The sequence below is a fragment of the Dermabacter sp. p3-SID358 genome, from assembly GCF_025147465.1.
Classification (GTDB): Bacteria; Actinomycetota; Actinomycetes; order Actinomycetales; family Dermabacteraceae; genus Dermabacter.
This window is the reverse complement of the sequence record NZ_JALXOZ010000009.1, coordinates 1-19744: the sequence shown is the minus strand read 5'-3', so window position 1 is coordinate 19744 and position 19744 is coordinate 1. Positions and strand designations below refer to the sequence as shown.

Below are 19744 nucleotides of genomic sequence, written 5' to 3'. Positions count from 1 at the left end.
GGTTATCGTTTCGCGCACCCGAGCAATGCTCAGTTGCGACGACGCTTCGGCGGGCGAACGCCGTTGTGGGGCTGCGGGGTGACGTCCTGAATCGAACCGACCTCGAGACCCGCTGCGGTGAGCGAACGGATCGCGGTCTCGCGGCCCGAGCCCGGGCCCTTGACAAAGACGTCAACCTTCTTGAGGCCATGCTCCTGGGCGCGGCGAGCAGCAGCTTCGGCAGCCATCTGCGCCGCGTAGGGCGTGGACTTGCGCGAGCCCTTGAACCCAACCTGGCCCGAGGACGCCCACGAGATCACAGCACCGCTCGGGTCAGTGATCGACACGATGGTGTTGTTGAAGGTGCTCTTGATGTGTGCTTGGCCGTTAACGACGTTCTTCTTGTCTTTGCGGCGTGGCTTACGCGCCGCAGCGGCCTGTCGTGACTTGGGAGGCATATGCCAAAACTCCTTGAGTTCGTGAAAGGTGATCGATACGGGTCAGCGCACTGCGCTGCCCGTGGAGTAACTGCGGCTCAGCGAGTGGCCTTCTTCTTGGCGGCCACGGTACGCTTCGGGCCCTTGCGGGTGCGGGCATTGGTCTTGGTGCGCTGACCGCGAACCGGAAGACCACGGCGGTGACGAATGCCGGCATACGAGCCAATCTCGATCTTGCGGCGAATGTCTGCTGCGACCTCGCGTCGCAGGTCACCTTCGACCTGGTAGTTTTCTTCGATGTAGTCGCGCAGCTTCACGAGGTCCTCATCGGAAACCTGGTGGACGCGCTGGTTGCCGTCAACGCCGGTAGCGTTGAGAGCTTCAATTGCGCGGGTGCGACCCACGCCGTAAATGTACGTCAAGGCGACTTCCAGGCGCTTTTCGCGCGGGAGGTCAACGCCAACGAGACGTGCCATGAGCAGTTCTCCTACTTTTCTCAGGGGCCTGATCCAGCATGCCGCTCCCGTGTGTAGGGTGCGCCGCGGCCCCTGGCCCGCGGGTGATCCTCGAGATGAGGTTCATGCTGTCTCTTTACTTATAAGGTGCGGCATGTGCCGCGGGTTGCCTCCTGCTGGGAGGCGATGCACTCAGCCCTGCCGCTGCTTGTGGCGCGGGTTCGTGCAGATAACCATGACACGCGAGTGGCGACGAATCACCCTGCAGTTGTCACAGATGCGCTTCACGCTGGGGTAAACCTTCATGATGCCCTTCTACAGTTGATCTGCTCTCGGCCCTTGAAGGCGTGAGAGCATAGCTGACCGCGTGCGCGGTCCGGCCTACTTGTATCGGTAAACGATGCGGCCCTTTTCAAGGTCGTACGGGCTGAGCTCCACCACGACGCGATCCTCAGGGAGAATCCTGATGTAGTGCTGGCGCATCTTGCCCGAGATATGAGCGAGTACTTTGTGGCCGTTGTCCAGCTCAACGCGGAAGCGCGCGTTTGCAAGCGCTTCGGTCACGGTGCCCTCGACTTCGATCACGCCGTCTTTTTTCGCCATAGTCTCTACTGTCCCTCTGCCCCGAGCGGGGTCTGGTTTCGCATGTGCTACCTTCGAGCGCGTGCTTTCGCGGGCAGCGAACCGCTCGAATTAACGGCGGTAGCCCAAAAACACACTCGGTTGTCTATCGTACACGCGCGAGGGTGCCGAGATAAGTGGCTTTGCGCGTGGGTTCGCTCACCTTCCGGTGGCGGTATGGGAATCCGACGGCTCCTGCGCCACCTCAATGCCGCGCTTTTCAAGTTCGGCTTTGCCTCCGTCAACCGCACTGAGGACGAAAATGCCCGATTCGGTCACAGCTACCGAATGTTCGAAGTGAGCCGCGCGTCCACCCTTTGTTGCCACAACGGTCCAATCGTCGTCGAGAATCTCAAACTCTCCATCGTTTTGGATCAGCATCGGCTCGATACAAAGCGCCATACCGGGCATGATCTTTGGGCCGCGATCACGGGTGCGGAAGTTCATCACATCGGGCGGCTCGTGCATGGCCCGACCGATGCCGTGCCCACCGAATTCCTCGAGGTGCTGGATCCTCTCCCCTGCGCGCTCTGCAACGTAGTCTTCGATCGCAGCTCCAATTTCGCCCACGCGCGTCGCTTTTGCGAGAGCGGCGATACCTTCCCACATGGCCTCGTGAGTGACATCCACGAGCTCGCGATCGGCATCGCTCTTCGCTCTCCCCACGATGTGCGTGCGGGCGGCGTCGGAATGCCAGCCTCCCACGATACAGCCGGCGTCCACGCTCACGACGTCACCTTCTCGGATCACACGCGTGCCGGGAATGCCGTGAACAATTTCCTCATTCACGCTCACGCATACCGTAGCTGGAAACCCGTGGTACCCAAGGAAGTTGGACCTCGCGCCCGCGCCATCGATGATGCCGCGGGAAATCTGATCGATGTCCGCGGTCGTCATCCCCTCGCGGAGACGGTCTTCGATTTCGTCGTGGATTCGCGCAAGCAGAAGCCCCGCGCGGCGCATCACCCCGAATTGCTCGGGCGTTTTCAGGCTCACGCGGGGCTTACGGCGAAACGACATTCGCTCTCAAGCTCCGAGGGCAGCGAGGATATCGGCGGTCACGGCGTCAATGTCCTTCATACCGTCAATGCGCTTCACGAGGCCGCGGCGCTCATAGATGTCGATGAGCGGGGTGGTCTGCTCCCCGTACACCTCAATGCGGCGGCGAATCGTCTCTTCATTGTCATCGCTGCGGCCCTGTTCCTTACCGCGCTGAAGGAGACGCTGGACGATGGCTTCGCTGTCCACGTCGAGCAGGACAACGGCGTCGAGTGCAACACCGAGCTTTTCGAGGATCCCGTCGAGGGCCTCAACCTGCGCTACGGTGCGAGGATAGCCGTCGAGAAGGAAGCCATTCTTCGCATCGGACTCACCGAGGCGGCCCTCGACCATGTCATTCGTCACCGAATCAGGAACGTACTCGCCCTTATCCATGTAGGACTTGGCGAGGACGCCGAGGTCGGTCTCATTCGAGACATTCGCGCGGAAGATATCGCCGGTTGAAATTGCCGGCACACCGAGCTTCTCCACGATGCGTTCAGCCTGCGTTCCCTTACCGGCACCGGGAGGACCAACAATGAGGAGTCGGCGTGCGGGAGTGGAGGCGGCGTTCATCGGACAATCCCTTCGTAGTGGTGCTGCTGGAGCTTGGAGCTGATCTGCTTCAAGGTATCGAGGCCAACACCGATAATGATGAGGAGTGAGGTTCCGCCGAACGGGAAGTTCTGGTCGGCGCCGAGAAGCGCAAATGCGAGAAGCGGAACAAGGGCGAGGATGCCGAGATACAGCGACCCCGCGGAAAGCACGCGATTGATCACGTACTCGAGATAGCGCGCGGTCGGACGGCCCGCGCGAATCCCCGGCACGAAGCCCCCGTACTTCTTCATGTTGTCGGCGATCTCTTCAGCGTTGAACGTAATTGACACGTAGAAGAACGCAAAGAACACGATGAGGGCGAAGTACACGACCGCGTAGGGCCATGAAACGCCCTGGCCGAGGACGAAGTGTTTGTGAATCCACTGCACCCAACCTGCGGTCTGGTCACCAAAGGAAGCGATGAGCTGAGGCAAGGCAAGAAGAGACGACGCAAAGATGATAGGAATAACGCCGGCCTGGTTGACCTTGATCGGGATGTAGGTCGAGGAACCGCCCACGAGTCGGCGACCTACCTGGCGCTTCGCGTACTGCACTGGGATTCGGCGCTGCGACTGCTCAACATAGATGACGGCGACAACGATGACCATGCCCACGAGCATGACGGTCGCAAAAGTCAACCAGCCCTGAAGCTTGAGAATCTGACCGAAGGAGCCGGGGAAGCCGGCGGCGATCGACGTGAAAATGAGCAGCGACATACCGTTGCCGACCCCCTTTTCCGTGATGAGCTCGCCAAGCCACATGATGACAAGGGTTCCCGTGGTCATCGTCAGGATCATGAGCACAAGCATCCACCAGGATTGGTTCGGCACGAGGGGAAGATTGCACCCCGCGAAGAATGCGCCGCTTCGCACGAGCGTAATAACGGTAGTTGACTGAAGGACGGCGAGGCCAATCGTCATGTAACGCGTGTACTGCGTCAAAGTTGCCTGGCCCGCTTGGCCATCTTTATGGAGCTCTTCGAACTTCGGAATCACGACTCGAAGAAGCTGCACGATAATCGAAGCCGTAATATACGGCATCACGCCAAGCGCGAAAACCGACATTTGCAAGAGCGCCCCACCCGAGAACAGGTTGACCATGCCGAGCACACCGCCGCCGTCGCCACTGAGCGCCTGATCAGCGCACGCGGTGATGTTCGTGAAATCAAAGCCGGGGGTCGGCACGAACACGCCGAAGCGATAGATGGCGAGCATTCCCAGAACAAAAAGAAGCTTGTTCCTCAGCTCAGGGGTTCGGAAGGCGCGCACGAAGGCGTTGTCCACCAGGTTCCTCCTGTCGGGGTGGCCCGAGGGGTGGGCCAATCATGCACACGGGGCGCATTAGAGCAATGGCTTTAAGGCCTAAACAAACAGGCACCGCGACTCAAAATAACCCGAGTCGCGGCGCCTGGTCAAAGAAGCATTATGAAATTTGCTTCAACTCACGCCACAGTGATCGAGCCGCCAGCAGCGGTGATCTTCTCCTCAGCCGTAGCCGAGAACTTCTGAGCGGTGATGTCAATCTTCACGGAGATGTCGCCCGAACCGAGCACCTTGACGGGCTGGTTCTTGCGCACGGCACCTTTCTGGGCGAGGTCCTCGACGGTGACGGTGCCACCCTCGGGGAAAAGCGCCTCGATGGTGTCCAGGTTGACAACCTGAAACTCCACGCGGAAGGGGTTCTTGAAGCCGCGAAGCTTGGGAAGGCGGCGGTGCATCGGGGTCTGACCACCCTCGAAGCCGGCCTTCACCTGGTAGCGAGCCTTCGTACCCTTGGTACCGCGGCCCGAAGTCTTACCCTTCGAACCTTCACCGCGGCCCACGCGAGTCTTGGCGGTCTTTGCGCCGGGAGCCGGGCGAAGATCGTGAAGCTTAAGCGGGTTTTCGTTCGCCATGGATCAGTCCACCTCTTCAACCGTCACGAGGTGACGGACGGCATTGATCATGCCGCGAATCTCGGGGCGGTCTTCCTTCACGACAACGTCACCGATGCGCTTGAGGCCGAGGCCTCGCACCGTGGAACGCTGTGCGTCGTTACCGCCGATTACAGACTTGACCTGAGTAACTTTGAGCTGCATCAGGCACCTACCTTCTCTTCACGCGCCTCGCGAGCCGCTGCGCGACCCTCGGCCTGCGCACGAAGCAGGTAGCCGGGGGCAACATCCTCGAGGGGAAGGCCGCGACGCGCTGCCACTGCTTCCGGTTCCTCGAGCTGCTTGAGGGCCTTGACGGTTGCGTGCACGATGTTGATCGTGTTCGAGGAGCCAAGCGACTTCGACAGAACATCGGCGACGCCTGCGCACTCGAGAACGGCGCGCACCGGACCACCGGCGATTACACCGGTACCGGGAGCAGCCGGGCGAAGGAAGACGACGCCCGCGGCATCCTCTCCCTGGACCGGGTGCACGATCGTGCCCTGGATGCGGGGAACGCGGAAGAAGTTCTTCTTTGCTTCCTCAACACCCTTCGAGATGGCGGCGGGAACTTCCTTTGCCTTGCCGTAACCGATGCCAACGGTACCGTCGCCATCGCCAACCACAACAAGCGCGGTGAAGGCGAAGCGGCGACCGCCCTTGACAACTTTCGACACGCGGTTGATGGTGACAACACGCTCGAGGAAGGCCGACTTCTCTTCCTGACGACCGCCACGACCCTCGCCGCGGCGCCCGCCCTGGTTGCGGTCGTTGCCACGACCGCGGTTGTTACGATCCTCGTTCTCGCCCCTCCGACCGGAGGCCGCGGGACCATTGTTACGCTGCTCAGCAGCCATGTGAATCCTCTTCTCGTCCTATTTCCGGGGGGTGGTCACAGAGTCAGTCCGGCCTCACGTGCGCCGTCAGCGACGGCGGCCACGCGGCCGTGGTACTTGTTGCCGCCACGGTCGAAGACCACGGCGTCGATACCGGCTTCCTTCGCGCGCTTCGCCACGAGCGAGCCGACCTGCTTGGCCTTCTCGGTCTTCGTAGCCTCCGACGCGCGAAGGTCTGCTTCCATGGTCGACGCCGATGCGAGGGTGACACCCTTCGTATCGTCGATGACCTGAACGTACATGTGGCGCGCCGAGCGGGTCACAGCGAGACGGGGACGCTCAGCGGTACCCGCAACACGGCGACGGAGGCGCAGGTGACGGCGGCCGCGTGCGCGGACGCGGCTCTTGCGGTCACCGCGAGTGTGCTTTTCAGCGAAACCCATAATCACTTACCAGCCTTTCCGGCCTTGCGCTTCACGGTCTCGTCGGCGTAACGCACACCCTTGCCCTTGTACGGCTCGGGCTTACGAATCTTGCGAATCTTCGCGGCTGTCTCGCCGACCAGCTGCTTGTCAATACCCGACACCGAGAACTTGGTGGGGCTCTCCACGTTGAACGTGATGCCCATGGGGGCCTTCACGAGAACGGGGTGGGAGAACCCGAGCGCGAACTCGAGGTCGGTTCCCTTCGCGACAACACGGTAGCCGGTGCCCACGATCTCGAGCTTCTTTTCGAAGCCCTCCGTGACGCCCTGAACCATGTTTGCGATGAGGGTACGTGCAAGGCCGTGGAGGGCCTTGTTTTCACGCTCTTCGTCGGGGCGGCGCACGACGATCGAGCCGTCTTCAGCGCGCTCGACGCTGAGAGGCTCCGGCACCTCGTACTGAAGCTCGCCCTTCGGGCCAGCGATCTGGACGTGCTGGCCGTCGATAGTCACACCAGTGACGGAAGCCGGTACGGAAACCGGACGAAGTCCAATGCGGGACATTACGGTTCTCCTTTCCGGTTACCAGACGTAGGCGAGGACTTCCCCACCCACACCCTTCTTCGTGGCCTGCTTGTCGGTGAGGAGACCGGAGGACGTGGACAGAATCGCCACGCCGAGGCCGCCAAGCACCTTGGGCAGGTTGGTGGACTTTGCGTATACGCGAAGGCCGGGCTTCGAGACACGGCGAACGCCGGAGATCGCGCGCTCGCGATCGTCGGTGTACTTGAGTTCGATGACGAGGTTCTTACCAACCTCGGCTTCTTCCTCGTGCCAGTCCTTGATGTACCCCTCGGCCTTCAGAATCTCCGCGATGCGGGACTTGAGGTTCGAGTACGGCATGGTCACGGAATCGTGGAACGCGGTGTTGGCGTTCCGGATTCGCGTGAGCATATCCGCGATCGGATCAGTCATTGTCATGTCGAATGCTTCTTTCTCACCGTGGTTTCCCTCGCAAGGAACGGGGACCTGTGGCGATAGTCCTTACCAGCTGCTCTTGGTGACGCCGGGCAGTTCACCGCGGTGGGCCATCTCGCGAAGGCACACGCGGCAAAGACCGAACTTGCGGTACACCGAGTGCGGGCGGCCGCACTTCTGGCACCGGGTGTAGGCGCGCACAGCGAACTTGGGCTTGCGCTGCTGCTTGTTCTTTAGCGCTGTCTTGGCCATATCAGTTCTCCTTGAAGGGGAAGCCGAGCGCACGAAGCAGCGCACGTCCCTCGTCGTCGGTCTTGGCGGTGGTCACCACGGTGATGTCCATGCCTCGAACGCGGTCGATCTTGTCAGGGTCGATCTCATGGAACATGACCTGTTCGGTGAGACCGAAGGTGTAGTTGCCGTTGCCGTCGAACTGCTTCGGCGAGAGGCCGCGGAAGTCGCGGATACGCGGAAGCGCGGTCGAAAGCAGTCGGTCGAGGAACTCCCACATACGGTTGCCGCGAAGGGTTGTGTGGCAGCCGATGGCCTGCCCCTCACGAAGCTTGAACTGGGCAATCGACTTGCGGGCGCGCGTCACCTGAGGCTTCTGGCCGGTGATCGCGGTGAGATCCGCAATAGCACCGTCGATGACCTTCGAGTCACGTGCGGCATCGCCGACACCCATGTTCACGACGATCTTGGTAAGACCGGGAATGAGCATCGGGTTGGCGTAGTTGAACTCGCTCTGGAGCGAGTCCTTGATTTCTTCGCGGTACTTGGTCTTCAGGCGCGGGGTGGTCGTCTCGGTCATCAGATGTCCTTCCCGGTGCGCTTCGAGTAACGCACACGAATGGTCTTCGTGCGGCCGTCCTCGAGCTCGACCTTCTCTTCACGGAAACCCACGCGAGTCGGCTTGCCGTCGTCAGCCACGAGGGCGACGTTCGAGATGTGGATCGGGGCTTCGACCTGCTCGATGCCGCCGGCCTGGCCGTTGTAGCCGGGCTTGTTGTGGCGGGTGATGCGGTTGACACCCTCGACGAGCACGCGCTGGGTGTCGGGGAACACCTGGAGTACGCGGCCCTGCTTGCCCTTGTCGCCTGCGGCGAGCTCGCCCTTGCCCTTTTCGGCGCGGGTTTCGTTGCGCTTGGCGATCTTGTCTGCGTCGCTCGTGCGACCGGTGATGACCTGAACGAGGTCACCCTTCTTAATCTTCATGCTCATGTCACAGCACCTCCGGTGCCAGCGAGATGATCTTCATGAACCGGCGATCACGCAGCTCACGGCCCACGGGGCCGAAGATGCGGGTACCGCGCGGCTCGCCGTCGTTCTTGAGGATGACGGCGGCGTTCTCATCAAAACGGATGTATGAACCATCGGCACGACGGCGTTCCTTCGTGGCGCGAACCACGACGGCCTTCACAACATCGCCCTTCTTGACGTTTCCGCCAGGGATTGCGTCCTTGACGGTCGCAACGATGGTGTCACCAATGCCGGCGTAACGGCGACCGGAGCCACCGAGAACACGAATGCAGAGGATTTCCTTTGCACCGGTGTTGTCGGCGACCTTGAGTCGCGACTCCTGCTGAATCACTAACGTTCTCCTTGCGTCTCGCCGGTTCTCTCGGCGTTCGCCTCAAGCCTTGCGGAACGGATATCGGACTTGTTTTCCACCGGGCCCACGAGTGGGCACAGCGGCTTCCAGTTCCCGGGCATCAAAAAACCCCGAGCCGGACTCAGGCACTGCCGAAAGGCGATGCAAGGTCTCCGGCTGGGCTGGGTCCCACGTGGGGCCCGAGGACCGGGTCCTGTGCTCAGTGGCGCGTCCCTTAAACTTCGAAGTTTTTCGGACGCGTTCACACAGCAACCCGTCTAGTTTACGGCACGCTCTCGTTCTTGGTAAGGGGGAAAGGGGCTCCGCTCGTGTGTGCTTGGTCTCGCTCGGCCAGGCTGTTGTTCGTGCGCTTGCGCGGAAGTTTTCGAACAGCCGCGGGTCCGACGGTTGCCGGCAAACGTCGGACCTCACGCTCGTGCACGCTGCTCGAGCGACGCCTTCGCCATCGCTCCCTTTGAGCGCACCGGATCCTTTCCCTTTCGCTAGTGCGCTGGCCCCGCGAACGGGAGGGTGAGGCTCACGGACGTGCCCTCGCCGTGCCACGACGTAAGGGCAGCCGTGCCGCCGTGGCGTTCGACGATCGCTTTCACCATGGGCAATCCGAGACCGGAGCCTTCTATCCCACGCACCTCGCTTGCACGGCCGAGCTCCTCCCACACGAGGGGGATGTCGTCGGGAGCGATGCCGAGCCCCGTGTCAGCCACTTCGAGCAGGATTCCATTCTCGAGTTGGCGGCCGCGAACCTCGATCGCGTCACCGGGCCTCGAGTACTTCACCGCGTTCGTCAGCACGTTTACGAGACACAGGAATAGGAGATCCTCGTCGCCTTTGATCGGCGGCAGTGGGCGCGGTGCGGTCGGGAGCGAAACGCTCATCGACCGCTCACTAGCGCCGGGGACTTCCCGCGCCGTCTCGATCGCGTCATGGACGAGCCGCGAGGGGTCTACCTCCGTGACCTCTAGCTGAGTGTGCTCAACTTCGCCAATCTTGCGAAGGTCGCTCAAGAGGGACGTAAGGCGACGCGACTGCGCGTCGATGCTCTGACGTTGACGCTCGGAGGGCTCGTCGGCAAGAGCAGCGCGGATCCCCTGGATGGGATTCTTGATCTCGTGATCGAGGCGCGCGATGAGCCGGCGGCGACTGGCAGTCTGCTCGGCTGCGGTCTCGCGCTGCGCCCGGCGCACGGCATGACGCGTGTACCACCACGAGCCCAACGCAGGAAGAGCCGCGAGGGTGAGGAGCACACCGACCGTGACAGGGAGCCACGCAAGCGCCATCGAAAAGTAGATGTGCCTTGTATCGCCGAAAAGGCTCCACACGAGAGAGGCGATGAGGCCGACGACGAGTGGAAGCGCGACCACAACGACGGCGTAGGTGAAAGGGTGTTTCTTCATGAACGTTCGACCTTGTGCGCGAAGCGATAGCCGAGGCTCGGAACGGTCTCGATATACGCGGGGGAATCGTCGTCGGAACCAATCACACGCCGGATCTCTGCGATTCGGTGATCCACGGCGCGGGTTGTCACAATCGCATCGAATCCCCACACGGTTTGCAGAAGCCTCTCGCGAGTGAACACTTCTCCGGGATGCGCCATGAGATATTCGAGAAGTGCAAAAGCACGCGGCGTGAGCTGATCTTCGTTGCCGCGAACGAACACTCGTCGAGCCGTGCGGTCGATGCGCAGCTCCCCCGAGGTCAGAGTCGACGAAGTACTGAGGGGTGCCGAACCCCGCGAACTACGGCGGAGGACGGCGCGAATGCGGGCAAGGAGCTCGTGTGGGTCGAAGGGCTTATTGAGGTAGTCGTCAGCCCCCTCGTCGAGCGCCGAGGCACGCTCGAAGCTCTCCCCCACCTGGGTAAGAAGAATGACAGGGAGCCACTCGTGCCGTTCGCGGATGCGACGAAGAGTCTCGCGGCCATCCATGACCGGCATCATGACATCGAGGATCACAAGGTCCGGCTCACTCTCGTCCAGTTTGTCGAGGGCTTCCGCTCCATTCGAGGCCATGCGCACCTCGAGGCCACTTCGAGAAAGAACCCCCCCAAGATGCTCGCGGATCGTCTCGTCGTCGTCCACGAGAAGGATGTGCTGGCGGGCCGGATCGGCCGGCTCCGAAGAACCGGCCGATCCGGACGCGTTCGGCAGAAGGTGGCTACCCGTCATAACGGATCTCCACGCGCCGGTTCTTGGCGCGCCCTTCGGGGTTATCCTCCCCGCCGCTCTCGTTGGGCTCAACGGGTTTCGTATCCCCGTGGCCGGCGACCTCAAGATTTAGGTCCCCGCGCGCCGCGGTAATCGCATCGGCCACGGCCTGGGCGCGCTCTTTGGAAAGCACGTCATTGCCGCGATGGTAGGGGATGTTGTCCGTGTGGCCGTCGATTTTCACGGTCGCGCCCTGGGGAACGTCTTTGACGAGTTCACCGATGCGCTTTTTCGCGGGCTCCGAAAGTTCATTGGACCCGTAGTCGAAGAGGATGTCTGAGTTCAAGGTGACGACCTTGGTGTTGCCCTCTTGCGTATCGGTGTTGAGGTCTTCGATATTGGTTTCGAGCTCGTAAATGTTCTGCTCAAGCGGGTAAGTATTGGGCTCGTAGGTCCCGATTTGAGTTGGGGGCTCGGGAGCTGGCGTTTCATCGCCGTTATCGGCGAGAGCCACGGGTCCCGCGGCGAAAACGCAGGTCGCAGCCATAAGGCTTACAAAATGACGCTTCCTCATTTGATTTCGACCCCCTTTGCGATCTCACCGGTTTCCCACAGCATGACGTCCATCGTCTTGACGTCTTCTGGCGGGGCAGCAAAGGTCGCGAAAGCATACGCCGTTTGACCGGGCATGATGTCGACGTCAATGAGCTCCGTCATCGCACGCTCTTGGTTATTGGTTGTCGAGAGCGGCCTGTGCTTACGAAGGTTCTTGGTGTCGATAATGAAGGGCGTCCACCTATGGCTACCATTAAGCCTGAAGAAGCTTTGTTCCTCTTTCGAGGTCGTATTGAGCTTGAAGGAGTAAAAGGCTGTCACTGTATCGCCATCGCGCTTGAGCTCGTGCAAGGACGCCGTGAGAGTGGCATTTGGATCGTCCTTGACAGTTGCGGCGGCCTCGGTCGTGAAGATCGGCTCGGGGTAATTTTTGCCGCTGGGATCACCCGCAATTTGCTGACCATTCGCGCCGCCCTGATCAGAAGCGCCCTGCTCGGAACCACCGGCGTCGCTCGAACCTTGCGCGGGATTCGCGCCTTCGGCGTCGCTTCCCTGGTTCCCGCCGCCGCTGTTGTCCGCCGGCGCCGCTGCACTCGTCTGATCCGCGGGCTTCTCATCGCTGCTGCCGAGCACGCCGAACGAACATCCGCTTGCGCCCGCAACAAGAAGGGACACTGCCGCAAGGCTTGCCGCGAGGCGGCGCTTCGTCATCGTGGTCGTCGTCATGGGGATTCACTCCTCAAAGTTCCGGGAGCCGCTTCTCGCCTCCTCGTTACCTCCACGCTATTGGGCGGATGTCGCGGCGGCGTTGCGACGCGGTACCTACTCTGCCATGCCGTGTCGCAGATTTGCGACAGCCATGGCGGGCGAGGCATATTCGTCAACCCGTGTCGCAGCATTCCCATACGTGGCACAGACAAAGCAAAAGGGGCCGCTCGCTCATGCGCGAACAGCCCCTTTTGCGGGAGTCTTTCGGGGAATACCCCGCAAGACTTACTTGGCCTTTTCGATGATCTCGACGAGGCGCCAGCGCTTCGAGGCGCTCAGCGGCCTGGTCTCCATGATGCGAACAAGATCGCCGATACCGGCGGTGTTCTCCTCATCGTGGGCCTTGAACTTCTTGTGCTTCTTCATAACCTTGCCGTACAGCGAGTGCTTCACGCGCTCCTCGACCTCGACAACGATGGTCTTGTCCATCTTGTCGGAGACGACGTAGCCGCGCTGAGTCTTGCGGTACGGACGCTCTTCAGCGACCTGCTTTTCGTTCATTACCTAACCTCGCTCGTTCACTCGGCCGAACCGGGGGCCTGGCGGATCCCCAGCTCGCGCTCGCGCAGGATTGTGTAGATCCGTGCGATGTCCTTCTTGACCGAACGCAAGCGAGCGCTCGACTCGAGCTGGCCGGTCGCGCCCTGGAAACGGAGCTTGAAAAGCTCGTCCTTGGCCTTCGCGAGTTCTTCGGCAAGCTTTGCGTCATCGAGCTTGTTGAGCTCGTCAGCGGTAAGCTTCGTGGCTGCCATCAGATGTCACCACCCTCTCGGCTGAGGATTCGGCACTTCATGGGGAGCTTGTGCATCGCAAGGCGGAGCGCCTCGCGTGCCGTGGGCTCATCGACGCCGGCAACCTCGAACATGACGCGGCCGGGCTTGACGTTCGCTACCCAGAACTCCACCGAACCTTTACCGGAACCCATGCGGACCTCGGCAGGCTTCTTCGTGAGGGGGCGATCGGGGTAGATGTTGATGTAGACCTTGCCGCCACGCTTCATGTAGCGGGTCATGGCGATACGTGCAGCCTCAATCTGGCGGTTCGTGACATAGGCGGGCTCGAGAGCCTGGATGCCGTAATCGCCGAACGCGAGATCGAAGCCACCCTTGGCCATACCGGTACGGGTGGGGCGATGCTGCTTGCGGTGCTTGGTCCTACGCGGGATCAGCATTGGACTCAGGCCTCCGTTCCCTTATCAGCCGGAGCGGCTGCGGGTGCCTCGGACGTGGCAGCTGCCTGTGCCGAAGCCTCCGCATTCTCACGGCGGGCGGCGTTGCGCTCGTTGCGGCGGCCACGGGGGCGCTCAGCGCGCGGACCACGGCCCTGGCGCGGAGCCTGGGCGGCCTGCTGTGCAGCGAGTTCCTTGGACGTGATGTCGCCCTTGTAGATCCACACTTTTACGCCGATGCGACCAAAAGCGGTGCGGGCCTCGTAGAAGCCGTAGTCGATGTTCGCGCGAAGTGTGTGCAGGGGCACGCGGCCTTCACGGTAGAACTCGCTGCGGCTCATTTCGGCGCCACCGAGGCGGCCCGAAACGGCGACACGGATACCCTTCGCGCCAGCGCGCTGCGCGGACTGAATGCCCTTGCGCATTGCACGGCGGAAGGACACGCGGCTCGCGAGCTGCTCGGCGATGCCCTGAGCAACGAGCTGCGCGTCTGCCTCGGGGTTCTTGACCTCGAGGATGTTGAGCTGAATCTGCTTGCCGGTCAGCTTCTCGAGCTGGCCGCGGAGACGCTCGGCCTCCGCGCCACGGCGACCGATCACGATGCCGGGGCGAGCGGTGTGCAAATCAACGCGAACGCGATCGCGGGTGCGCTCGATTTCGACCTTCGAGACGCCAGCGCGCTCAAGCCCCTCGGAGAGGAGGTTGCGGATGGCGACATCTTCCTTCACGTAGTCGCGGTAGCGCTGACCTTCCTTCGTGGAGTCAGCGAACCAGCGGCTCGTGTGGTCGGTCGTAATACCGAGGCGGAACCCGTTGGGATTGACCTTCTGGCCCACTAGCGGGTCTCCTTCTTCTTCGACGGGGCAACAACCACGGTGATGTGGCTGGTGCGCTTCTTGATCTGGAATGCGCGACCTTGAGCTCGCGGCTGGAACCGCTTCATGGTCGGGCCTTCGTCGACGAATGCAGCGGACACGACGAGCTCCTGCTCATCGAAACGCTCCCCTGCCTGATCTGCCTTCACGCGGGCGTTGGCGATCGCGGACTTTACGAGCTTCGAGACGGGCTCGCTGGCGGCCTGCGGCGCGAACCGCAGCATCTCCAGCGCTTCACCCGTGCTCTTACCACGAATAAGGTCAACGACGCGCCGGGCCTTCATGGGCGAAATACGGATGTACCGCACCTGCGCCTTGGCTTCCATTGCTGTCCTGCTTTCTTTAGTGAATAGCGAGGATCATCGTCACTTCGCCTCGTGGGCGATTAGCGGCGACGTCCCTTCTTGTCGTCCTTGTCATGGCTGCGGAAAGTGCGCGTGGGAGCGAACTCGCCGAGCTTGTGGCCAACCATCGACTCGGTGACGAACACCGAGACGTGCTTGCGGCCATCGTGCACTGCGAAAGTGTGGCCGAGGAAGTCCGGCGTAATGACCGAACGGCGCGACCAGGTTTTGATGACATTCTTGGTACCGGCTTCGTTCTGAGCGTCAACCTTCTTCTGAAGGTGATCGTCAACGAAGGGGCCCTTAGCAATACTGCGTGGCATAACTGTTTATCCCTCGTCCTATCAGCGCTTTTTGCCGGTACGGCGGCGGCGCACGATGAGCTTGTCGCTTTCCTTGTTCGGCTTGCGGGTACGGCCTTCCGGCTGACCCCAAGGCGAAACGGGATGACGACCGCCCGAAGTGCGGCCCTCACCACCACCATGCGGGTGGTCCACAGGGTTCATCACAACACCACGGACGTGCGGGCGCTTGCCCTTCCAGCGCATGCGGCCGGCCTTGCCCCAGTTGATGTTGGCTTGCTCGGCGTTGCCCACTTCGCCGATGGTCGCGCGGCAGCGCGCATCGACGTTGCGGATCTCGCCCGACGGCATACGAAGCTGGGCGAACTTGCCTTCCTTTGCGACGAGCTGCACGGAGGCACCCGCGGAGCGGGCAATCTTCGCGCCGCCACCGGGGCGGAGCTCGATCGCGTGCACAACGGTACCAACGGGAATGTTGCGCAGCGGAAGGTTGTTGCCGGGCTTGATGTCGGCGCTCGGGCCGCTCTCGAGCACGTCACCCTGGCGAAGCTTCGCCGGGGCGAGGATGTAGCGCTTCTCGCCGTCCAGGTAGTGGAGCAGAGCGATGCGCGCGGTACGGTTCGGGTCGTACTCGATGTGGGCGACCTTGGCGTTGATGCCGTCTTTGTCGTGGCGACGGAAGTCGATCACGCGGTAGGCACGCTTGTGGCCACCACCGCGGTGACGCGACGTCACGCGGCCCTTGTTATTACGGCCACCCGTCTTGGACAGGGGGCGGACCAGCGACTTCTCCGGCTCACTACGAGTGATCTCGACGAAGTCGGCGACGCTCGAGCCACGGCGGCTCGGCGAGGTCGGCTTGTTCTTACGAATTCCCATCGTGGGTTTCCTCAGACTCTCTCGTTTGTCTTCGGGTCACGACCGCTCACGCGGTCGCGCCTCCGAAGATGTCGATGGATCCGTCCTTGAGGGTGACAATGGCGCGCTTGGTGTCGTTACGCTTGCCAATGCCGAAACGCGTGCGACGCGTCTTGCCCTGACGGTTGATGGTGTTCACCGAAGCAACCTTGACGTCGAAGATTTCCTCGACGGCGAGCTTGATTTCGGTCTTGTTTGCGCGGCGATCGACGAGGAAGACGTACTTGCCTTCGTCCATCTGGCCGTAGGACTTCTCGGTGAGGACCGGCGCGAAAAGGATGTCGCGCGGGTTCTTGTTGATCGAGGTCACTTGGCTTCCTCCTCATCGGCCGAGCGAACAGCGTTCACGAAACCGGCGGCTTCCGCTGCTTCGGTCGTCGCGAACCAGACCTCAGCCTTGGTGCGGCCGTACCACGGCGATTCCTCGGTGTGGTACTTCATGGAGTTGCTGTTGCCCTTGATGGTGAAACCTTCGGGGGCCTTGCCACCGTCGAGCGGAAGAGCGCTGCCTTCCCCGTAGGGGGCCTCAACTGCCGCGGGCGTGGTCTTCGCCTCAGCTTTGGCGGCTGCGGGGGCAGCCACGGTGGCCGTATGCGCGGGGGCCTTCACAGCGGCGAGCGTTGCGCCAGCTACGAAGTCCTCGAGCGCACCTTCGGTGAAGACGACATGGTCGGATGCCATCACGTCGTAGGTGTTGAGCTGATCGGCGAACAGCACGTGAGCGTTCGCGAGGTTGCGCGAGCTGAGCGCGCCGACCTCGTCGTCACGACGAACAACCAGGAGGAAGTTCGAGCTGTCCGAGACGGTAGCGATGGTCTTTGCCACGAGCTTCGTCGAAGGCTTGTCGCCCTCGAGAAGCGCGGTGAAGACGTGAACGCGACCAAAGCGTGCGCGATCCGAAAGAGCGCCACGAAGGGCGGCAGCCTTCATCTTCTTCGGTACACGCTGGGTGTAGTCGCGCGGAACCGGGCCGTGCACAACGCCACCGCCGGTCCACTGGGGTGCGCGGATCGAACCCTGGCGAGCGCGACCGGTGCCCTTCTGCTTCCACGGCTTACGGCCACCACCGCGGACCTCGCCGCGGGTCTTGGCCTTGTGCGTGCCCTGGCGTGCAGCGTTGAGCTGAGCCGTCACGACCTGGTGGATAAGCGCCACGTTGGTCTGAACATCAAAGATGTGAGCGGGAAGCTCGGCAGTGCCAGTCTTCTTGCCTGCGGGGTCGAGAACGTCGACAGTCAGGTTGTTAGCCATGAAAATCAGGCTCCCTTCTTCGGGCCCTTGACGGCCGAGCGAACCAGCACGATGCCACCCTTGGGGCCGGGCACGGCCCCCTTGATGAGCACGAGGTTCTTCTCGGCGTCCACCGCCTGAACGGTGAGGTTCTGGACGCTGTTGCGGTTACCGCCCATGCGGCCCGCCATGCGCATGCCCTTGAACACGCGTGCGGGGGTCGAGGCGCCACCGATCGAGCCGGGCTTGCGGTGGTTGCGGTGCTGGCCGTGCGAGGCGCTCACACCGGCAAAACCGTGACGCTTCATAACGCCAGCATTACCCTTGCCCTTGGTCGTGCCGACAACGTCGACCTTCTGGCCGGCCTCGAAAATCGATGCGTCGATTTCCTGGCCAAGCTCGTACTCCGCGGCATCGTTCGTGCGGAGCTCGGCGAGGTGACGGCGCGGCGTGACGCCGGCCTTCTCGAAGTGACCCTTGAGGGGCTTCGTCACCTTACGGGGATCAATCGCGCCGTACGCGATCTGGACAGCGTCGTAGCCATCAACGTCCTGCGAGCGGACCTGCGTGACAACACACGGACCGGCCTGAACCACGGTCACGGGGACGATCTTGCCGTCCTCGTCCCACACCTGGGTCATTCCGAGCTTTGTGCCGAGCACGCCGTTGATGACGCGATCGCGCTGCCCTGTCAGTTCGTTACTCATGTGTTCCGATACCTCAGAGCTTGATCTCGATGTTGACGTCCGCAGGCAGGTCGAGGCGCATCAGCGAATCCACTGCCTTGGGCGTGGGATCGACGATGTCGATGAGGCGCTTGTGGGTGCGCATCTCGAACTGCTCACGGGAATCCTTGTACTTGTGCGGCGACTTGATCACAACGAAAACGTTCTTCTCAGTCGGCAGCGGCACCGGGCCCACGACCGTTGCACCAGCGCGGGTGACAGTGTCGACGATTTTGCGCGCCGAGCTGTCAATCACCTCGTGGTCATACGACTTGAGCCGGATGCGGATCTTCTGTCCCGCCATAGCCTAGGTCTATCTCTTTCTCTAAAACCGCTCTTACATGGAGTGGGCCAGACCGACACCCGCGGTCGGGTGTGTCGCTCTTGCGAGGCGCAAAAAGGCCGCGCGAAACCCTTGCACTTGCGACTGTTCCCTCAAACGATGCGCCCTCAGCGGAGTTTCCACACTGTTCGCATCCTCGGGCTGGGCGTCATCCGGTGGTCATTCCCAGAGATGGGGAACGGAACCGGGCATGGCCGCCCGCGCAAGCAACTCATCTAGTTTGCCACGTGAATCAAATGGGCACCAGGGGCACGGGCGTGGAACGCCTCACAAGGCCCGGCAGTTCCCGTGCTGACCTACTCCCCTTGCGCGTTCCCAAAGCGCACTCGTGCCCTGCACGCGCGCGCTTCGATTCTCCGCGCAGGCAAGCATCCTAGAGTAAAGCCATGACACAACAGCCACACAGCCCGCTCCAGTCGAGAGCTTTTTCGCTTGAATTTCCGCAATCACTTGGGACGTACAAGGAGTATGCCGACGTCCAGCACATGGTCGACGCGCTCGCTGACGCCGGCTTCCCAGTGCAAAATACCCTCATCGTCGGAACAGATCTACGTCTTATTGAACGCGTCACCGGCCGCCAAACGTGGGGGCGCGTCGTTCTTGGTGGCCTCTTAAGCGGCATGTGGATGGGCCTGTTTGTCGGTCTTATTTTCGGGATCCTTCTCGACAACTGGGTCGCGAACATCGCAAGTTCCGTGCTTCTCGGCGCTGCATTCTTCACCGTGTGGGCCGTGATCGGGCATGCGATGAGTGGGGGCCAACGTGACTTCACATCCATGACCGCGACCGTTCCTATGCAGTACGAACTTCTTGTTGAGCACCGCAATGTCATGGAGGCTCGGCGCATTCTCACGGATGCCGGAGTACGTCTCAAAGACGACGCTTTCGGCGGCACAAGCCCGGTGAACGCTTCCCCTGCACAGCCTCCGCAGGGACCTGGCGTGGCATCCGATTCAGCCCCGAAATACGGGCAGAGAGGTCCAACGCCTGCCGGCACCAATCGACCCCAGTACGGTCAGAGCGCTCCTCCGCAGTACGAGCGAGACTTCCCCGCTAGCGGCACGTCGGGCCCCGAACCCCAGGAAGGGGAACTCCCCTCTCCGCAGGACCCCGAGTCATCCGGTGAGCCCACACGAGAGTCACGCGGAAACGCCGACCACCACGACAGTCGACGCACTGATGGAGAGTCGTCGTTTTTCACGCAGAGCGCTACCGGGTCCAGCGCCAATGATCAGGATTCGGCGAGCGCCGCCAACAAGCCTGAAGCTACCTCCGCAGCCGTGACAAGAGTCGATGACCGGCCGTCGAAACGACCCACGTACGGGCTACCGTCGGACCCCTCGGAGCCGACTGACCGCGACTAATACGAATCTGCACCCAACATTTGCGGGGGTATTTCACTGAGTTCCGCCACAAACGTTGGGGCCAGATTCCAAGCTCAAGGGCTCAACCCCGAATAGGGCAAAGAAAAGCGCCCCGGACGA

Annotated in this window: 33 protein-coding genes; 1 reads left to right on the top strand and 32 read right to left on the bottom strand. The window is 61.9% G+C overall.

The genetic code is table 11. From position 1 onward, the window contains the following. Window positions 1–29: 29 nt before the first annotated feature. From rpsK to rpsJ, 32 genes are all read right to left on the bottom strand, one after another. On the bottom strand, window positions 30–437 hold the full coding sequence (gene rpsK, locus M3B90_RS05530) for a 30S ribosomal protein S11 (RefSeq protein ID WP_016664053.1): 408 nt from the start codon (window positions 435–437) through the stop codon (window positions 30–32). A 77-nt stretch (window positions 438–514) separates the two neighbouring features. Next, on the bottom strand, window positions 515–892 hold the full coding sequence (gene rpsM / locus M3B90_RS05525; protein ID WP_259889013.1) for a 30S ribosomal protein S13: 378 nt from the start codon (window positions 890–892) through the stop codon (window positions 515–517). A 171-nt stretch (window positions 893–1063) separates the two neighbouring features. Beyond that, on the bottom strand, window positions 1064–1177 hold the full coding sequence (gene rpmJ, locus M3B90_RS05520) for a 50S ribosomal protein L36 (RefSeq protein WP_016664051.1): 114 nt from the start codon (window positions 1175–1177) through the stop codon (window positions 1064–1066). Between the two features lie 75 nt (window positions 1178–1252). Further along, on the bottom strand, window positions 1253–1474 hold the full coding sequence (gene infA, locus M3B90_RS05515; protein ID WP_016664050.1) for a translation initiation factor IF-1: 222 nt from the start codon (window positions 1472–1474) through the stop codon (window positions 1253–1255). A 177-nt stretch (window positions 1475–1651) separates the two neighbouring features. Further along, entirely contained in the window at window positions 1652–2512 is an 861-nt protein-coding gene (map, locus tag M3B90_RS05510; protein ID WP_259889012.1) for a type I methionyl aminopeptidase, read from the bottom strand. Window positions 2513–2518: 6 nt separating this feature from the next. After that, the gene (locus tag M3B90_RS05505; RefSeq protein ID WP_259889011.1) at window positions 2519–3106 is read right to left on the bottom strand and encodes an adenylate kinase; all 588 of its coding nucleotides are present in this window, start codon (window positions 3104–3106) and stop codon (window positions 2519–2521) included. Then, window positions 3103–4410, bottom strand: coding sequence for a preprotein translocase subunit SecY (gene secY, locus M3B90_RS05500; RefSeq protein ID WP_259889010.1), 1308 nt, complete (start codon window positions 4408–4410; stop codon window positions 3103–3105). Before secY ends, M3B90_RS05505 begins: the two co-directional genes overlap by 4 nt. A 158-nt stretch (window positions 4411–4568) precedes the next feature. Then, window positions 4569–5021, bottom strand: coding sequence for a 50S ribosomal protein L15 (gene rplO / locus M3B90_RS05495; protein ID WP_259889009.1), 453 nt, complete (start codon window positions 5019–5021; stop codon window positions 4569–4571). Window positions 5022–5024: 3 nt separating this feature from the next. Further along, the gene (gene rpmD / locus M3B90_RS05490; RefSeq protein WP_034372287.1) at window positions 5025–5207 is read right to left on the bottom strand and encodes a 50S ribosomal protein L30; all 183 of its coding nucleotides are present in this window, start codon (window positions 5205–5207) and stop codon (window positions 5025–5027) included. Then, complete coding sequence (rpsE, locus tag M3B90_RS05485; protein WP_055089381.1) at window positions 5204–5896, bottom strand: 30S ribosomal protein S5; 693 nt, start codon at window positions 5894–5896, stop codon at window positions 5204–5206. Before rpsE ends, rpmD begins: the two co-directional genes overlap by 4 nt. A gap of 35 nt (window positions 5897–5931) precedes the next feature. Continuing rightward, window positions 5932–6318, bottom strand: coding sequence for a 50S ribosomal protein L18 (gene rplR, locus M3B90_RS05480; RefSeq protein ID WP_259889008.1), 387 nt, complete (start codon window positions 6316–6318; stop codon window positions 5932–5934). Window positions 6319–6320: 2 nt separating this feature from the next. Continuing rightward, the gene (gene rplF, locus M3B90_RS05475) at window positions 6321–6863 is read right to left on the bottom strand and encodes a 50S ribosomal protein L6 (RefSeq protein ID WP_259889007.1); all 543 of its coding nucleotides are present in this window, start codon (window positions 6861–6863) and stop codon (window positions 6321–6323) included. An 18-nt stretch (window positions 6864–6881) separates the two neighbouring features. Next, window positions 6882–7280 carry a 30S ribosomal protein S8 gene (rpsH, locus tag M3B90_RS05470; protein ID WP_065247397.1) on the bottom strand — a complete coding sequence of 133 codons (399 nt, stop codon included), beginning with the start codon at window positions 7278–7280 and terminating at the stop codon, window positions 6882–6884. Between the two features lie 63 nt (window positions 7281–7343). Beyond that, window positions 7344–7529, bottom strand: coding sequence for a type Z 30S ribosomal protein S14 (locus tag M3B90_RS05465; RefSeq protein WP_016664040.1), 186 nt, complete (start codon window positions 7527–7529; stop codon window positions 7344–7346). Window position 7530: 1 nt separating this feature from the next. Continuing rightward, on the bottom strand, window positions 7531–8088 hold the full coding sequence (gene rplE / locus M3B90_RS05460; protein WP_034372276.1) for a 50S ribosomal protein L5: 558 nt from the start codon (window positions 8086–8088) through the stop codon (window positions 7531–7533). Next, window positions 8088–8498: a 50S ribosomal protein L24 gene (gene rplX, locus M3B90_RS05455; RefSeq protein WP_034372273.1), complete on the bottom strand. Its 411-nt coding sequence runs from the start codon at window positions 8496–8498 to the stop codon at window positions 8088–8090. The genes rplE and rplX overlap by 1 nt, the downstream gene beginning before the upstream one ends. Window position 8499: 1 nt before the next feature. Continuing rightward, complete coding sequence (rplN, locus tag M3B90_RS05450; protein WP_259889006.1) at window positions 8500–8868, bottom strand: 50S ribosomal protein L14; 369 nt, start codon at window positions 8866–8868, stop codon at window positions 8500–8502. 503 nt (window positions 8869–9371) lie between these two features. Further along, window positions 9372–10283 carry a sensor histidine kinase KdpD gene (locus tag M3B90_RS05445; RefSeq protein ID WP_259889005.1) on the bottom strand — a complete coding sequence of 304 codons (912 nt, stop codon included), beginning with the start codon at window positions 10281–10283 and terminating at the stop codon, window positions 9372–9374. Continuing rightward, window positions 10280–11053 (bottom strand): response regulator transcription factor, encoded by a 774-nt coding sequence (locus tag M3B90_RS05440; RefSeq protein WP_259889004.1) that lies wholly within the window; start codon window positions 11051–11053, stop codon window positions 10280–10282. Before M3B90_RS05440 ends, M3B90_RS05445 begins: the two co-directional genes overlap by 4 nt. Next, entirely contained in the window at window positions 11043–11606 is a 564-nt protein-coding gene (locus tag M3B90_RS05435; RefSeq protein ID WP_259889003.1) for an OmpA family protein, read from the bottom strand. Before M3B90_RS05435 ends, M3B90_RS05440 begins: the two co-directional genes overlap by 11 nt. Further along, window positions 11603–12313, bottom strand: coding sequence for a hypothetical protein (locus M3B90_RS05430; protein ID WP_259889002.1), 711 nt, complete (start codon window positions 12311–12313; stop codon window positions 11603–11605). Before M3B90_RS05430 ends, M3B90_RS05435 begins: the two co-directional genes overlap by 4 nt. Before the next feature lie 267 nt (window positions 12314–12580). Continuing rightward, window positions 12581–12856, bottom strand: a complete 276-nt coding sequence (gene rpsQ / locus M3B90_RS05425) for a 30S ribosomal protein S17 (RefSeq protein ID WP_259889001.1) — start codon at window positions 12854–12856, stop codon at window positions 12581–12583. A gap of 17 nt (window positions 12857–12873) precedes the next feature. Then, window positions 12874–13107 carry a 50S ribosomal protein L29 gene (gene rpmC / locus M3B90_RS05420; RefSeq protein WP_034372255.1) on the bottom strand — a complete coding sequence of 78 codons (234 nt, stop codon included), beginning with the start codon at window positions 13105–13107 and terminating at the stop codon, window positions 12874–12876. Then, window positions 13107–13526, bottom strand: coding sequence for a 50S ribosomal protein L16 (gene rplP, locus M3B90_RS05415; RefSeq protein WP_016664027.1), 420 nt, complete (start codon window positions 13524–13526; stop codon window positions 13107–13109). The genes rpmC and rplP overlap by 1 nt, the downstream gene beginning before the upstream one ends. 5 nt (window positions 13527–13531) lie before the next feature. Further along, window positions 13532–14359 (bottom strand): 30S ribosomal protein S3, encoded by an 828-nt coding sequence (rpsC, locus tag M3B90_RS05410; RefSeq protein WP_259889000.1) that lies wholly within the window; start codon window positions 14357–14359, stop codon window positions 13532–13534. Next, window positions 14359–14724, bottom strand: coding sequence for a 50S ribosomal protein L22 (gene rplV / locus M3B90_RS05405; protein ID WP_259888999.1), 366 nt, complete (start codon window positions 14722–14724; stop codon window positions 14359–14361). The genes rpsC and rplV overlap by 1 nt, the downstream gene beginning before the upstream one ends. A gap of 59 nt (window positions 14725–14783) precedes the next feature. Continuing rightward, on the bottom strand, window positions 14784–15065 hold the full coding sequence (gene rpsS, locus M3B90_RS05400) for a 30S ribosomal protein S19 (protein ID WP_016664024.1): 282 nt from the start codon (window positions 15063–15065) through the stop codon (window positions 14784–14786). Window positions 15066–15086: 21 nt separating this feature from the next. Then, window positions 15087–15923 carry a 50S ribosomal protein L2 gene (gene rplB, locus M3B90_RS05395; protein ID WP_259888998.1) on the bottom strand — a complete coding sequence of 279 codons (837 nt, stop codon included), beginning with the start codon at window positions 15921–15923 and terminating at the stop codon, window positions 15087–15089. 46 nt (window positions 15924–15969) lie between these two features. Continuing rightward, window positions 15970–16272: a 50S ribosomal protein L23 gene (gene rplW / locus M3B90_RS05390; protein WP_016664022.1), complete on the bottom strand. Its 303-nt coding sequence runs from the start codon at window positions 16270–16272 to the stop codon at window positions 15970–15972. Further along, a complete protein-coding gene (gene rplD / locus M3B90_RS05385; protein WP_259888997.1) occupies window positions 16269–17213 on the bottom strand; it encodes a 50S ribosomal protein L4 in 945 nt (314 codons plus the stop codon). The genes rplW and rplD overlap by 4 nt, the downstream gene beginning before the upstream one ends. 5 nt (window positions 17214–17218) lie before the next feature. Next, window positions 17219–17899: a 50S ribosomal protein L3 gene (gene rplC, locus M3B90_RS05380; protein ID WP_259888996.1), complete on the bottom strand. Its 681-nt coding sequence runs from the start codon at window positions 17897–17899 to the stop codon at window positions 17219–17221. A 13-nt stretch (window positions 17900–17912) separates the two neighbouring features. Beyond that, the gene (gene rpsJ / locus M3B90_RS05375) at window positions 17913–18221 is read right to left on the bottom strand and encodes a 30S ribosomal protein S10 (RefSeq protein WP_055089348.1); all 309 of its coding nucleotides are present in this window, start codon (window positions 18219–18221) and stop codon (window positions 17913–17915) included. A 425-nt stretch (window positions 18222–18646) separates the two neighbouring features. Here rpsJ and M3B90_RS05370 point away from each other — a divergent pair, with 425 nt between their 5' ends. Further along, window positions 18647–19624 carry a general stress protein gene (locus M3B90_RS05370; RefSeq protein ID WP_259888995.1) on the top strand — a complete coding sequence of 326 codons (978 nt, stop codon included), beginning with the start codon at window positions 18647–18649 and terminating at the stop codon, window positions 19622–19624. Window positions 19625–19744 lie beyond the last annotated feature (120 nt).